Source organism: Inquilinus ginsengisoli (assembly GCF_050434925.1).
GTDB lineage: Bacteria > Pseudomonadota > Alphaproteobacteria > DSM-16000 > Inquilinaceae > Inquilinus > Inquilinus ginsengisoli_B.
In genome coordinates this window covers 4,275,009-4,288,012 of sequence record NZ_JBNDJK010000001.1, presented here as the reverse complement: position 1 = coordinate 4,288,012, position 13,004 = coordinate 4,275,009, and the positions used below count along the sequence as shown (strand labels likewise).

Below are 13,004 nucleotides of genomic sequence, written 5' to 3'. Positions count from 1 at the left end.
GGCCGGCGGGGCTGACGGAAAACCCGTTCTCTACGCCCTCGCGGCCGATCTCCGACCTGCAGGGTCGGCACTCTGCGCCAGCAGCGACGCCCCGACAAGGAAAATTGTAGAAGGAGTTATAATATTACATTCCTATGAAGCGCCCGGCGTCTGAGCCGCCGAACATCTGTTCAAGGCACCGTCGGCTTGAACACTCGCGCCGCCTCGGCCGGCACCAGAATCCGCCACTTGCCCTCTGCCAGATCATCGAGGCCGAGGCCGCCGACGGCGGTCCGATGCAACGCCTCGACATGGTTGCCGGCGGCCGCGAACATGCGCCGGACCTGATGGTAGCGGCCCTCGGTCACGGTCAGCCGGGCGCGGCGAGGGCCGAGCGGCTCCAGCACCGCCGGCGCCAGCGGCGTGGTCTCCGACCGCAGCATCAGCGTGCCGGCGGCGAAGACCGCCGCTTCCTCCCCGGTCAGGTCGCGGGCCAGCGTCGCCTCGTAGACCTTCGGGATCCGGCTCTTCGGCGAGATGATCCGGTGCAGCAGCGGCCCGTCATCGGTCAGCAGCAGCAGGCCGGTGGTGTCGCGGTCCAGCCGCCCGACCGGGGCGATGATCGGGTTGCGCAGGCGGAAGCGTGGCGGCAGCAGCTCATACACCACCCGGCCGGGATCGCTGGTCGAGCAGGTATAGCCGGCCGGCTTGTGCAGCATCAGCACGGCACCGGGCGGCGGGTCGAGCGGCTGGCCGTCGATCCGGATCGCCTCGTGCTCCGGCTGCGCTTCGGCGCCCAGCGGCCGGCCGTCGGCGTCGGTGACGCGGCCGTCGCGCAGCAGCGCCTCGACCTGCCTGCGGCTACCATAGCCGAGATTGGCGAGGCGGCGGACGAGCTTCATCGCACGCCCTTCGACGCCTCGATCACCTTGTAGGCGCCGTCATCGGCGATGCGGCGGACCTTGACGAAGGCCTTCTCCAGCGTCGCCTCATAGGGCAAATGCCGGTTCGCCACCAGGAACAGCCGGCCCTTCTGGCGCAGCGCGGCCGCCGCGGCGGCGATGAAGGCCCGGCCGAGATCGTGCCGGTCGGCCCGCCCGCCCTCGTGGAAGGGCGGGTTGGTGACGATGAAGTGATAGCGCCGGTCCCGCGGCAGCCCGGTGGCGACATCGTGCCAGAGGAAATCGAGCGCGACCCGGCCGGCATAGGGCTCGAGGTTGCGCCGCGCCAACTCCAGCGCCCGCGCCTCGGCCTCGTAGAGGTCGAGCGCCGTCACCTCGGAACAGCGGTCCAGGACCTCGGCCGCGAGGGTGCCGAAGCCGGCGCCGAGATCGGCGCCCTGCCCTTTCAGATCAGCCGGCAGATGGGCGGCAAGCAGGGCGGAGCCGGGATCGATCCGGTCCCAGGCGAACAGGCCGGGGCGGCTGAGGAAGCGACCATCGGCCACCGGCCGCGGTTCGTCCAGCGCCGCCCACTCCACGCGCAAGGCCGGGTCACCGGTGTTGGCCTGCGCCCAGAACACGCGGCACCGGTTCTTCGACAGGCTGTCGACCGGGCCGGCCAACCGGGCCAGATCCTCCTCGGCCGAGCGGGCGCCGTCGGTGTTGGCCAGGCTGACCACCACCATCCCGCCCGGCTCGGCCTGGTCCAGCGCCCGGGCCAGCAGCGCCCGCGCCGCCTCGCGCTGCCGCGGCGGCAGCACCAGCACCAACGGGAAGCGGCCCTCGACCCTGGTCGAGACGCTCAGCCCTGCCGCCTCCAGCGCCGCGGCCCGCGGCTGGAAGCTCTGCTCGCAGACCAGGGCCGGCGACGCGAACTCGGCCAAAGCGGCGCCGGCGCGGGCGCCGAGCAGCAGCGCCCGGCCATCCGTTGGCCAGGCCAGGGTGCCGCTGTGGAACGGCAGGAACAGGGTGTCGAGCGCGGGATCGTCGGTCATGCCGGCCCTCCCTGGCATATCGCCGCCGAAAACGGAAGTGTCACCCGCCGCGCGAGGCGCTGCCCAGCAGCTGCGCCGGGCGGCGCAGCGCCGGATCGAACGGGTTGACCCGCGGGCCGATCGCCGCCGCCTCGCGCTTCAGGATCTCGACCACAGTCGGCAGCCGATCCTCGCCCAGCCGCTCCGAGATCGTGCCGATGCTGAGCGCCGCCGCCGCCCGGCTGTCACGGTCCAGGATCGGCACTGCCGCGCCGCCCATGCCGGGCAGCACGAAGTCGCGCCGGGCCGCGAAGCCCGCCTCGCGCGCCTTGGCCATCTCGGCGCGCAGATAGACCTCGTCCATGAAGCCCTGGCCGACCAGGCGCGGGACGTTGAAGCGGATCACCTCCTCGCGCTCCGCCTCCGGCAGGAAGGCCAGGATCACCAGCGCCCCCTGCCCGACCCCGAGCGGCACCCGGCCGCCGATGTCGCCGGTGAAGGAGCGGATCGGGAACGGCCCTTCGCAGCGGTCCAGGCACATCGCGTCGAAGCCGCTGCGCACCAGCAGGAACACGGTGTCGCCGAGCATGGCCGACAGGCGCTGCAGCACCGGCCGGCACAGGTCGCGCAGATTGCCGGGGTTCCCGGCCCGCGCCGCCAGGGCGAAGAAGTCGATGCCGAGCCGGTACAGCCGGCTGCGCCCGTCCTGCTCCACCATGCCTTCCGCCTGCAGCGCCTGCAGCAGCCGATGCACCGTCGCCTGGGTCAGGCCGGTGGCCTCGGCGATGCGGATCAGCTTCGCCCCCTCCCCGCCCGCCTCGGCTAGCGCGCGCAGAATGGCGAAACCGCGCTGCAGGCTCTTGCCCGGCGCCTCGCTCTCTTTCGCCATTTCCGGAAACTCCAGGCCGCCTTTCCCACCACTGATTCCGTTATCCGGAATCCTAATCACAATACTCCCAAAAAAATGGAATGTCGCCTTGACTCACCATCCCGAAAGAGTCTTTTGGAGAAACGCGCCTGCACCTTCCGTTCGACGGAAGGCAAGACCGGCGGGACCGAAACGGTCATCGGACAGGGATGCCAGGGAGACAGCAGTGACCTTCCTCCGTCTCGAGCGGATCTCGAAGCTCTATGGCGACGTCGCGGCGGTCGCCGATCTCGATTTGACGGTGGAGCGCGGCGAGTTCGTGTCGCTGCTCGGCCCCTCCGGCTGCGGCAAGACCACCACCTTGCAAATGGTCGCCGGCTTCGTGCCCGCCACCACCGGCCGGATCGTGCTCGACGGGCAGGACCTGACCCAGGTGAAGCCGAACCGCCGCGGCCTCGGCGTGGTGTTCCAGAGCTATGCCCTGTTCCCGCACATGACCGTGGCCGACAACGTCGCCTTCGGCCTGGAGATGCGCGGCGTCGCCAAACCCGAGCGGGCGAAGCGGGTGGAAGAGGCGCTGGCGCTGGTCCATCTCGACCACCTCGCCGGCCGCTATCCGCGGTCCCTGTCCGGCGGCCAGCGCCAGCGCGTCGCCCTGGCCCGCGCCCTGGTGATCGAGCCGCCGGTGCTGCTGCTGGACGAGCCGCTGTCCAACCTGGACGCCAAGCTGCGCGAGGCGATGCAGTTCGAGCTGCGCCAGATCCAGCGCCGCACCGGCACCACCACGATCATGGTCACCCACGACCAGTCCGAGGCGCTGTCGATCAGCGACCGGGTGGTGGTGATGGAGCGCGGCCGCATCACCCAGATCGACCAGCCCTACCGGATGTACGAGCATCCGCGCAGCCGCTTCATCTCCGATTTCGTCGGCAAGGCCAACCTGCTGGATGGCATGGTGGCGCACGCTGGCGCCATCGCCCAAGTAACAGTTGGCGCCGCGATCCTTGAGGTCCCGGGAGAAGGCCTGTCCGCCGGCACCCGGGTGCTGCTGTGCCTGCGGCCGGAGAAGCTGATGCTGGGCGCCCCCGGCACCGGCCGGCTGCCCGGCACGGTCTCGCGCCGCTATTTCCTGGGCAGCCAGTGGCTGTACCATCTGGACAGCCCGGCCGGCGAGCTGCTGGTGGCGGCGCCGAACCTCGGCGGCGAGCCGCTGCCGGAGGGCGCTCAAGCCGGCATCGATTGGGCGCCGGAGATGGTCCGGGTGCTGCGCGATGCCGAGGCCGCGGAGTCCGCCCGATGAGCGCTGCGACCGCCGAGGGGCGCCTGGCCCCGGCGGCGATGGCGCTGCCGGCGACGATCCTGTTCGCCGGGCTGGTGCTGACGCCGCTGGCGCTGACCCTGATCCTGTCCTTCCACGTCTACGACCACGCCACCGGCGTGCAGGATGCGTGGACCCTCGGCCAGTACCTGACGGTGCTGACCGACCCCTACTACTACGAGATCTTCCTGCGCACCTTCCGCCTGTCGGCCCTGACCACGCTGATCTGCATCGTGGTCGGCGCGCCGGAGGCCTATGTGCTGAGCCGGATGCGCAGCCCCTGGCGGTCGGTCTTCCTGCTGGTGGTGCTGGCGCCGCTGCTGGTCTCGGTCGTGGTCCGCGCCTTCGGCTGGAGCATGCTCTTGGGCCCGACCGGCTTGGTGAACGAGGCGACGCAGGCGCTGGGCTTCGGCCGCGTCCGGCTGCTCTACACCGAGACCGCGGTGGTGGTGGCGCTGGTCCACGTCATGGTGCCTTTCATGGTCATCCCGGTCTGGACCTCGCTGCAGAAGCTGGATCCGGCGACCGAGCAGGCGGCGCTGTCGCTGGGCGCCTCGCACGCCACCGTGCTGCGCCGGGTGGTGCTGCCGCAGATCCTGCCCGGCCTGCTCTCCGGCAGCCTGATCGTCTTCGGCCTCGCCGCCAGCTCTTTCGCCATCCCCGGCCTGCTCGGCGGGCGGCGGCTGAAGATGGTCGCGACCGTGGTCTATGACGAATACCTGAACTCGCTGAACTGGCCGCTGGGCGCCGCCATCGCGGTGATCCTGCTGGTCGCCAACCTGGCCATCATGCTCGGCTACAACCGGATCGTCGAAGGACGGTACCGGAAGACCCTGGGCTGAGGCGCAGATGCCCCGCAACGGCCCCCTCGCCCTGGTCTTCCACACGCTGGTCGTGATCTTCATGCTGGCGCCGCTGGTGATCGTCTGCCTGGTCGCCTTCACGCCGGAGAACACGCTGAGCCTGCCGACCACCGGCGTCTCGCTGCGCTGGTTCGACGCGGTGTTCGACCACCCGGACTTCCTGCAGTCTTTCTGGAACAGCCTGTGGCTGGCGACGCTGTCGGCGACCCTGTCGACCGCGATCGCCGTGCCGGCCGGCATCGCCACCACCCGCTATGCCTTCCGCGGCCGCGACGCGCTGAACGCGCTGTTCCTGTCGCCGCTGCTGATTCCGCATCTGGTGCTGGGCGTGGCGCTGCTGCAGCTGTTCTCGCGGCTCGGCGCCGCCGGCAGCTTCTTCTGGCTGGTGCTGGCGCACAGCGTGGTGATCACGCCCTACGCGCTGCGGCTGGTGATCGCCGCCCTGGTCGGCTTCGACCGGTCGACCGAGCAGGCGGCGGCGTCGCTGGGCGCCGGCGCCTTCACCGTGTTCCGCCGCATCACGCTGCCGATGATCCTGCCCGGCGTCGCCGGCGGCTGGCTGCTGGCCTTCATCAACAGCTTCGACGAGCTGACGCTGTCGATCTTCGTCACCTCGCCCGCCACCGTCACTTTGCCGGTGCGGATGTACATGTATGCGACGGAATCGATCGACCCGATGATGGCCGCGGTGTCGGCGCTGATGGTCGCCGTCACTGCCGCCACCATGATCGTGCTCGACCGCATCTACGGCCTCGACCGCATCCTGGTCGGCCGCCAGTGACCGGATCCTCCTCATGCCCATCCTGACCCGCCTGGCCGAGACCGGCCGGCCCCAGATCCGCTTCCGCCTGGACGGGCGCCCGGCCACGGCGCTGGCCGGCGACACGGTGCTGACCGCGATCCTGACCAGCGCCGACCGGCTGCGGCGATCGGAGTTCTCCGGTTCTCCCCGCGCCGGCTTCTGCCTGATGGGCGCGTGCCAGGATTGCTGGGTGGCGACCGAGGACGGACGCCGCTTCCGCGCCTGCTCCACCGCCATCGCCGAGGGCATGCGCCTGGTCACCGGAGAGGCGGCATGAGCAGCGAGATCCGCCCTGTCATCGTCGGCGCCGGCCCGGCCGGCATCCGCGCCGCCCAGGCCCTCGTGGCCGCCGGGCTGCGGCCGGTGGTGGTGGACGAGGCCGCCAAAGGCGGCGGCCAGATCTACCGCCGCCAGCCGGACGGCTTCACCCGCGACGCCAAAACCCTCTACGGCACCGAGGCCGCCAAGGCCGAAGCGCTGCACCGGACCATCGACGGGCTGGCCATCGACCACCGGCCGCAGACCCTGGTCTGGAACATCGAGGCCGGGGCGCTGGACCTGTTGCGCGACGGCCGGGCCGAGCGGCTGCCCTACAGCCACCTGATCCTGGCCACCGGCGCCACCGACCGGATCCTGCCGATTCCCGGCTGGACCCTGCCGGGCGCCTACAGCCTGGGCGCGGCGCAGGTCGCGCTGAAATACCAGGGCTGCGGCATCGGCCGGCGCGTCGCCTTCATCGGCACCGGCCCGCTGCTGCCGCTGGTCGCCTCGCAGTATCTCAAGGCCGGGGCGGAGGTCGTAGCGGTGCTGGACACCGCCCGGCAGACTGACAAGCTGGCCGCCCTGCCAGGCCTGCTGCGCAGCCCAACCGTCCTGGCCAAGGGCCTGCGCCTGATCACGGCGCTGAAAGCCGGCGGCGTGACGATGCGCCAAGGCGCCCGGCCGCTGCGCATCCTGGGCACCGAGAGGGTCGAGGGTCTCGTCTGGCATGACGGCGAGCGCGAGCACCGCATCGACTGCGACGCTGTCGCCTTCGGTTACGGTTTGCGATCGGAGACCCAACTGGCCGACCTGGCCGGCTGCCGCTTCCGCTTCGACCCGCTGAACCGGGCCTGGCTGCCCGAGCGCGATGCCGCCGGCCGCAGCAGCGTGCCGGGCGTCTACCTGGCCGGCGACGGCGCCGGCATCGCCGGGGCGGACGCCGCCGAGCTGGCCGGCGAACGCGCAGCCCTGGCCCTGCTGCAGGATCTCGGCCGGCCGGTCGACATGGCTCGTGCCGCGCGGCTTGAGGCGAAGCTGGCCGCGATCGGAAAATTCCGCCAGGGGCTGGAGCGCGCCTTCCCCTTCCCCGCCGATTGGGCCGCCACGGCGCCCGACGATCTGGTCGTCTGCCGCTGCGAAGAGATCGCGGCCGGCACGCTGCGTGCCACCGCCACACGCTGGGGCACGCCGGAGCTGAACCGGCTGAAGGCGCTGTGCCGGGTCGGCATGGGCCGCTGCCAGGGCCGCATGTGCGGCGCCGCGGCGGCCGAGATCCTGGCCGCCCATCGCGGCGTGCCGGTCGAGGCCGTCGGCCGGCTGCGCGGCCAGGCCCCGGTCAAGCCGATCCCGGTCGCGATCGAGGACGCGCCTGAGGAAGCGGCATGAGCGTCACCGAGCGCATCGCCACCGACGTCGCCATCATCGGCGGCGGCATCGCCGGCGCGGCCGCAGCCCTGGCGCTGCGCCGCATCGGGATGTCGGTGCTGCTGCTGGAGCGCGGCTTCTGCGGCGCCCAGGCCAGCGGCGTGAATTATGGCGGCGTGCGCCGCCAGGGCCGGCCGCCGGAGCAGATCCCGCTGTCGCAGCGGGCGCATGCGATCTGGCAGCGCCTGCCGGAGACGATCGGCATCGACGGCGAATACATCCGCTCCGGCCATCTCAAGCTGGCGCGCAGCGAGGCCGAGCTGGTGTCGCTGGAGGCCTATCGGGACCGGGTGCGCGATTTCGGGCTCGGGCTCGAGATCGTGGCCGGCAACGCCTTCCGTGCCCGCTGGCCCTGGCTGGGCGACCGCGCCATCGCGGGGTCCTGGTGCCCGGCCGACGGCCATGCCAATCCGCGGCTGGTGTCGCCCGGCTTCGCCCGCGCCGCGCGCAAGGCCGGCGCCGACATCCGCGAGCAGACCGCGGTGCGGGAGGCGGAGCGCGACGGCGACGGCTTCCGCCTGCTGGCCGGCGACGGGCTGGAGGTGCGGTCGCGCCTGCTACTGAACTGCGCCGGCGCCTGGTCCGGCCGCTTCGCCGCCGCCTTCGGCGAGACCGTGCCGCTGGAATCGGCCCATCCCAACATGGCGGTGACCGAGCCGCTGCCGCGCCTGATGGACATCAATGTCGGGGTCGAGGGCGGCAGCATCTATGCCCGCCAGGTCGAGCGCGGCAACTGCGTCATGGGCGGCGGCCGCGGCATCACGCTGGACGCCGACCGCGCCCGGCCTGGCCGCAGCGCCATCGGCGCGCTGCTGCGCCAGGCGGCGGAGCTGTTCCCGGCCCTGCGCGGCGCCCAGGTGATCCGGTTCTGGAGCGGGGTCGAGGGCGACACGCCCGACCGCAACCCGGTGCTGGGGCCGAGCCGAACCACGCCGGGGCTGATCCACGGTTTCGGCTTCTCCGGCGCCGGCTTCCAGATCGGCCCGGCGGTCGGCGAGGTGCTGGCCGAGCTGGCGCGCGACGGCCGCAGCAGCACCCCGATCGACGCCTTCGACATCGGCCGCTTCGCCACAATCGCGGCGGCATGAGCAGCAACAATCAAACGGGAGAGAGCGACATGAACGGACGGATCACGGCGACGCTGCTGGCCACGACGACGCTGCTGGCCACGACGGCGTTGCTGGCCTCGGGCGCCGCGATGGCGGAGACCAAGACGATCTATATCGGCATGAATGGCGGCGACATGGAGAAGGCGTTCACCGAACACGTCTTCCCAGCGTTCGAGAAGGCCAACGACGTCAAGGTCGTGGTCGTGCCCGGCACGTCGTCCGAGATCCTGGCCAAGGCGACTGCGGCCAAGGACAACCCGCAGATGCACGTGATCTTCCTCGATGACGGGGTGATGGTGCGGGCGATCGGCATGGGGCTGTGCCAAAAGACCGAGCCGGACCCGGTGCTGGACGAGCTGTATCCCGCCGCGCGGATCAAGGACGACATGGCGACCGGCGTGACGCTGGGCCTGACCGGTCTGGGCTACAACACCAAGATGTTCCAGGAGGAGGGCTGGGCCGCCCCGACCTCATGGATGGACCTCGCCGATCCGAAATTCGAGGGTAAGGTCGTGTTCCAGTCGCTGTCGAGCAGCACATACGGGCTGCACGGCTTCCTGATGGTCAACCGCATCCAGGGCGGCACCGAGGCAAACGTCGAGCCCGGCTTCGGCAAATGGGCCGAGACCATCGGCCCGAACGTGCTGGAGTACATCCCGAGCTCGGCCAAGCTGTCGGAGATGGTGCAGACCGGCGAGGCCGCCATCTTCCCGCTGACCCCGACCGCGATCGCCGGTATGCAGAACAAGGGCATCCCGGTGGCCTATGCCCAGCCCAAGGAAGGCGGCGTGCTGCTGATGGTGACGCAATGCGTCGTGGCCGGGAACACCGAGCCGGCGCTGGCGCAGAAGCTGGCGCATTACCTGCTGAGCGCCCAGGCCCAGGACCCGGCGCTGCAATATGGCGGCCAGATCCCGTCCAACAGCAAGGTCGCCGGCGCGACGCCGGAGGCTGCCAAGATGCTGACCGAGTTCCGCGGCTATCTTGAGCACGCCATCGTGCTGGACTGGGACCAGATCAACGCCCATCGCCCGGAGTGGAATGACCGCTGGAACCGGACGGTGGAGCGGTAAGCGTTCCGCCATCCCCAATCTTCATCCCCGCGAAAGCGGAGATCTCGTCGGGATCATGCCGAAATCCTGTGTCTGCGCAGCGGCACTTCGCGCCGCAGCGCGCACGGGATGACGGGTTGAGGATGGCCTTTCACCCGGCCCCGGCGCTTGGCGGAAGAAGGCCTGCAGCTCCTTCGCAGCGCGATCTGGCGCATCGATCAGTCCGCAGAGACTGCCGCGGAGGATCTGGACCGACCAGAACGCCATCGAGGCGGCGACGAGCAGGCTGGCGACCGGATCGATGAACGGTCCGATTTGCGTCTCGCCGAACAGAAGCGCGCCGCCCAGCGCCGCGACCATCAGCAGGTTCGACGTCACCTTGTCGATGAACAGCCGGAGCTGCGACCGGATCAGCGGCGACGGGTCTGTCTTCCGCTGCGCCAGGCAGCGCCGCAGGATCGCGATATTGACCAGCCCGTAGATCAGGTTGATGCCCAGGCCGGCCGCCACGCCATCGCCGGCAACCACGGCACCCCCCTGCCCGATCCGCAGCGCGGCGAGGCTGGCGACGACGCAGAACGACACCAGCATGAGGCCGCCGACCACGGCGCCGGCCAGGCGTTCCAGCCTGGCGACGCCGTTGCCGCCGCCCATCCGCCGCGCCACGAGCCAGACGGCCAGCACGCCGGCGGCGTCCAGCAGCGTCAGCACGAGATCGGCGAGCAGCGTCAGCGAATTGGAGGCGAGCGCGGCATAGGCGGTGACGGCGAGCGTCGGCAATGCCGCCAGCACCGCGATGCGCGCCGTTTTCTCGCGCTGCCGGCCGTGATCGGCGGCCGTCCCCCGGTCCATGGCGTCCTCCATCGTCCTGGTGTTGCCCAGGCCCTGATTGCGATGATGTCGCTCGAGCGGATTCCGGCCGGCCGGCGCGCTACAGCACGAAGTCCCCGGCGACCAGCGCGATGGCGCCGGTGAGCTGGATGTGGGCCTCGCCGTGGAGTTCGTCGTCGCCGCCGTCGCCATGGAGGGTATCGCCGCCGCCGGCACCGTGGAGGCGATCGTCCCCGCCGCCGCCGTCGATCGCATCCGCCTCATCCGTGCCGAGGTAGGAGTCGTAGGTTTCCGTGCCGTTGAATATGGCCATGGCCGTCTTCCTTCTGTGCGTGTCGGATCGCCATCGCACAGGCCGGGTGGATCGCCCGGGCCGTGCCGGATGGCTGGTCGGATGTCGTCCTGACATGGATAGGGCAGCGCGGTTTCGGCGTGATGCCGTGGCTGTTTCAACCGGTGTCGTGTTGGCCTGGCCGCCGGCACGGGCACGTCAGGGCGGGGGTCGGCTTCGAGCTCCACCTGCGGACCCGGCCCGAAGCGGAGTCCGGGCCGGCGGGGCGCCGCGCTACAGCACGAAGTCGCCCGCGGCCAGCGCGACGGCGCCGGTGAGCTGGATGTGGAAGTCCGACGTGCCGTTGCCGTCGACGTCGCCGGCGATGGTGGTGACGCCGCCGGATTGGGCATAGCGCAACTGTCCCGCGACGCCGGTGTAGAGGCCGGTGCCAATGAAGCTGAACGCCTGGTTGCCGGCGGCGCCGCTATTGGCATCGATCGCCGCAAGGTCGATCTTGTCTGCCTGGGCGTGGCTGAAATCGGTGATCCGGTCGGCATCAGCACCGACCACGCTCTGTCCCACGCTGCCGTAGACGAAGCGGTCGCCGCCGATGCCGCCGCTTAGCGTGTCCTTGCCGCCAGCCCCGGTGAGCAGATCGTTGCCGTTCCAGCCCCGCAGGACGTTGTCGTCCGAATTCCCGACCAAGCTGTCATGGCCCTGGCTGCCAGAGAGATTCTCGATGCTGCTCAGCCTGTCGCCCTGGGCCCCGCCACCGCTGCCGATGCCGGTCAGGAGGTTGATCGTGACCCCGACCGCGCCGGTGAAGTAGCTGGCAGTGTCGATGTCGACGCCGCCATAGAGTAGATCGGCGCCCGCACCACCGCGCAGGATATCGTTGCCGGCTTCGCCATAGAGCGATTCGAATTCCCCGCTGCCTGTGAGCGTGTCGTCGAAGGTGCTGCCGTAGACCGTCTCGATACTGTCGTAAGTATCTCCTTCGGCGTCGCCGTTGTCGCCCGTGTGCGCAGCGAGGTTCACGGTCACACCAACCGACGATTGAGAGTAGTAAACCCTGTCGTTCCCACCGTCGCCGTGAAGCTGGTCTGCGCCAGCATCACCGGTCATAAAGTCGTCGCCAGTGCCACCGTGGAGTTCATCGTCGCCGATGCCGCCGAGGAGACCGTCATTGCCGCCGTCGCCGTAGAGCAGGTCGTCGTCGGCCTCGCCATAGAGAGCGTCACCGCCGGATCCACCGAAGAAATGATCCTCGCCGATGCCGCCAAAGGCGACATCGGATCCGCTCTTGCCGAAGAAGGCGTCGTTGCCGCCGTTGCCGTAGAAGCGATCGTCGCCTGCGCCCGCGGAGACGTTATCGTTGCCAGAGCCGAGGTGGAATTCGAAGATCTCGATGCTGGTGATCGAGAGGCCGTTCGACGAGGTGATGCTGTTGCCGGTGTCTTCGGCGATGGCCAGGAAGAAATCGGCCGGGATCAGCTCATAGTCGATGATCAGTTGATCCCGATTGGAGCCGCCGTCGACCGTGTCGGCTCCACCGACGGTGGCGATAACGTCGTCCCCGACATCGCCGAAGATCTGGTCCGCGACCGAAGCAGCGGAGCGCGGACCGTCATACAGCGTATCGTCGCCGCCGGCGCCTTCGATGTAGTCGCTCGCGGCCGTGCCGTTGTGGGCGTCGTCTTCGTCGGTGCCCATGTAATGCGCCATAGGTTTTCTCCTGCCGGCAACCGGCGCGGAGCGTGCGGTCGGCGGCTGTTGGTTCAGGGAATGCCGTTCAGGGACGGGTGGTCGCCGTCTGCACGGCGCCGGCGACCTGCCGGCGGACTATCTGGCGCGGCGCCAGCACCGCCAGTTGGTGCGGCGAGGCCGGCATGGCGCCCAGCATGAGCGGGGACGCGGAGGCCCGCTCCTGCAGGTCGGCCAGGCCGGTGAGCTGGGCCTGGTGCGGCGCGATCGGCAGCCCCTGCGTCTCGAAGATGGCGGACTGGGCCCGCGCCGCGCCGGTGCCGCCGAGCAGGAGGGCTGCGGCGGCCGAGATGAGGATCATTTTCACGATCGCCTCCCTTACCGGCCGAGCCGCACGGCGTGATCGATCGCGCTGCGGACAATGCCGATGTCGAGCAGAAGGCGATCGTCCAGCTGCCGCAGATGGCGGGTCTGGCGCAGCCGCAGGCGGGCCGTCCGGAGGTGGAGGACGGCGTCCCCCAGGCCACGCGCGATGCGATGCCCGAGATCGCCCGACGTCCGGGCGAGATCAAGGCCGGCTGTGGCCGGATGGAAGGTCATGAC

The 13,004-nt window shown here is 70.4% G+C and carries 15 protein-coding genes; 7 read left to right on the top strand and 8 right to left on the bottom strand.

Annotation, left to right across the window (positions count from 1 at the left end):
* Window positions 1-170: 170 nt before the first annotated feature.
* From QFZ27_RS20405 to QFZ27_RS20395, 3 genes are read right to left on the bottom strand one after another with little or no spacing between them, the layout of a single operon-like run.
* The gene (locus QFZ27_RS20405) at window positions 171-881 is read right to left on the bottom strand and encodes a pseudouridine synthase (protein ID WP_429228244.1); all 711 of its coding nucleotides are present in this window, start codon (window positions 879-881) and stop codon (window positions 171-173) included.
* Complete coding sequence (locus QFZ27_RS20400; RefSeq protein WP_429228243.1) at window positions 878-1,915, bottom strand: class I SAM-dependent methyltransferase; 1,038 nt, start codon at window positions 1,913-1,915, stop codon at window positions 878-880. The genes QFZ27_RS20405 and QFZ27_RS20400 overlap by 4 nt, the downstream gene beginning before the upstream one ends.
* 40 nt (window positions 1,916-1,955) lie before the next feature.
* Window positions 1,956-2,783 (bottom strand): IclR family transcriptional regulator, encoded by an 828-nt coding sequence (locus QFZ27_RS20395; RefSeq protein WP_429228242.1) that lies wholly within the window; start codon window positions 2,781-2,783, stop codon window positions 1,956-1,958.
* A gap of 205 nt (window positions 2,784-2,988) precedes the next feature.
* Between QFZ27_RS20395 and QFZ27_RS20390 the strand changes: the two genes are divergently transcribed.
* Genes QFZ27_RS20390 through QFZ27_RS20360 form a run of 7 tightly spaced genes read left to right on the top strand, consistent with a single transcriptional unit; the run spans window position 2,989 to window position 9,613 of the window.
* The gene (locus QFZ27_RS20390; RefSeq protein WP_429228241.1) at window positions 2,989-4,062 is read left to right on the top strand and encodes an ABC transporter ATP-binding protein; all 1,074 of its coding nucleotides are present in this window, start codon (window positions 2,989-2,991) and stop codon (window positions 4,060-4,062) included.
* Window positions 4,059-4,922, top strand: a complete 864-nt coding sequence (locus tag QFZ27_RS20385) for an ABC transporter permease (RefSeq protein WP_429228240.1) — start codon at window positions 4,059-4,061, stop codon at window positions 4,920-4,922. Before QFZ27_RS20390 ends, QFZ27_RS20385 begins: the two co-directional genes overlap by 4 nt.
* A gap of 7 nt (window positions 4,923-4,929) precedes the next feature.
* Entirely contained in the window at window positions 4,930-5,724 is a 795-nt protein-coding gene (locus QFZ27_RS20380) for an ABC transporter permease (protein ID WP_429228239.1), read from the top strand.
* A gap of 13 nt (window positions 5,725-5,737) precedes the next feature.
* A complete protein-coding gene (locus tag QFZ27_RS20375) occupies window positions 5,738-6,022 on the top strand; it encodes a (2Fe-2S)-binding protein (protein WP_429228238.1) in 285 nt (94 codons plus the stop codon).
* A complete protein-coding gene (locus tag QFZ27_RS20370) occupies window positions 6,019-7,392 on the top strand; it encodes an FAD/NAD(P)-dependent oxidoreductase (RefSeq protein ID WP_429228237.1) in 1,374 nt (457 codons plus the stop codon). The genes QFZ27_RS20375 and QFZ27_RS20370 overlap by 4 nt, the downstream gene beginning before the upstream one ends.
* Window positions 7,389-8,519: an NAD(P)/FAD-dependent oxidoreductase gene (locus tag QFZ27_RS20365; protein WP_429228236.1), complete on the top strand. Its 1,131-nt coding sequence runs from the start codon at window positions 7,389-7,391 to the stop codon at window positions 8,517-8,519. The genes QFZ27_RS20370 and QFZ27_RS20365 overlap by 4 nt, the downstream gene beginning before the upstream one ends.
* Before the next feature lie 29 nt (window positions 8,520-8,548).
* Entirely contained in the window at window positions 8,549-9,613 is a 1,065-nt protein-coding gene (locus QFZ27_RS20360) for an ABC transporter substrate-binding protein (RefSeq protein ID WP_429228235.1), read from the top strand.
* 21 nt (window positions 9,614-9,634) lie between these two features.
* Here the strand turns inward: QFZ27_RS20360 and QFZ27_RS20355 are convergent, their stop codons facing one another.
* The 5 genes from QFZ27_RS20355 to QFZ27_RS20335 form a co-directional block, all read right to left on the bottom strand.
* Entirely contained in the window at window positions 9,635-10,456 is an 822-nt protein-coding gene (locus QFZ27_RS20355) for a cation efflux transmembrane domain-containing protein (protein ID WP_429228233.1), read from the bottom strand.
* A gap of 67 nt (window positions 10,457-10,523) precedes the next feature.
* Window positions 10,524-10,736, bottom strand: coding sequence for a hypothetical protein (locus QFZ27_RS20350; RefSeq protein WP_429228232.1), 213 nt, complete (start codon window positions 10,734-10,736; stop codon window positions 10,524-10,526).
* A 252-nt stretch (window positions 10,737-10,988) separates the two neighbouring features.
* Window positions 10,989-12,422: a calcium-binding protein gene (locus QFZ27_RS20345; protein ID WP_429228231.1), complete on the bottom strand. Its 1,434-nt coding sequence runs from the start codon at window positions 12,420-12,422 to the stop codon at window positions 10,989-10,991.
* A gap of 67 nt (window positions 12,423-12,489) precedes the next feature.
* A complete protein-coding gene (locus QFZ27_RS20340) occupies window positions 12,490-12,768 on the bottom strand; it encodes a hypothetical protein (RefSeq protein WP_429228230.1) in 279 nt (92 codons plus the stop codon).
* 11 nt (window positions 12,769-12,779) lie between these two features.
* On the bottom strand, window positions 12,780-13,001 hold the full coding sequence (locus tag QFZ27_RS20335) for a YjiS-like domain-containing protein (protein ID WP_429228229.1): 222 nt from the start codon (window positions 12,999-13,001) through the stop codon (window positions 12,780-12,782).
* Window positions 13,002-13,004 lie beyond the last annotated feature (3 nt).

Bases quoted from the DNA above. Each gene is read 5' to 3' on its own strand.
- QFZ27_RS20370 (WP_429228237.1), top strand. From the start codon at position 6,019: ATGAGCAGCGAGATCCGCCCTGTCATCGTCGGCGCCGGCCCGGCCGGC.
- QFZ27_RS20360 (WP_429228235.1), top strand. From the start codon at position 8,549: ATGAACGGACGGATCACGGCGACGCTGCTGGCCACGACGACGCTGCTG.
- QFZ27_RS20375 (WP_429228238.1), top strand. From the start codon at position 5,738: ATGCCCATCCTGACCCGCCTGGCCGAGACCGGCCGGCCCCAGATCCGC.
- QFZ27_RS20355 (WP_429228233.1), bottom strand. From the start codon at position 10,456: ATGGAGGACGCCATGGACCGGGGGACGGCCGCCGATCACGGCCGGCAG.
- QFZ27_RS20380 (WP_429228239.1), top strand. From the start codon at position 4,930: ATGCCCCGCAACGGCCCCCTCGCCCTGGTCTTCCACACGCTGGTCGTG.
- QFZ27_RS20350 (WP_429228232.1), bottom strand. From the start codon at position 10,736: ATGGCCATATTCAACGGCACGGAAACCTACGACTCCTACCTCGGCACG.
- QFZ27_RS20395 (WP_429228242.1), bottom strand. From the start codon at position 2,783: ATGGCGAAAGAGAGCGAGGCGCCGGGCAAGAGCCTGCAGCGCGGTTTC.
- QFZ27_RS20345 (WP_429228231.1), bottom strand. From the start codon at position 12,422: ATGGCGCATTACATGGGCACCGACGAAGACGACGCCCACAACGGCACG.
- QFZ27_RS20365 (WP_429228236.1), top strand. From the start codon at position 7,389: ATGAGCGTCACCGAGCGCATCGCCACCGACGTCGCCATCATCGGCGGC.
- QFZ27_RS20405 (WP_429228244.1), bottom strand. From the start codon at position 881: ATGAAGCTCGTCCGCCGCCTCGCCAATCTCGGCTATGGTAGCCGCAGG.
- QFZ27_RS20335 (WP_429228229.1), bottom strand. From the start codon at position 13,001: ATGACCTTCCATCCGGCCACAGCCGGCCTTGATCTCGCCCGGACGTCG.
- QFZ27_RS20385 (WP_429228240.1), top strand. From the start codon at position 4,059: ATGAGCGCTGCGACCGCCGAGGGGCGCCTGGCCCCGGCGGCGATGGCG.
- QFZ27_RS20400 (WP_429228243.1), bottom strand. From the start codon at position 1,915: ATGACCGACGATCCCGCGCTCGACACCCTGTTCCTGCCGTTCCACAGC.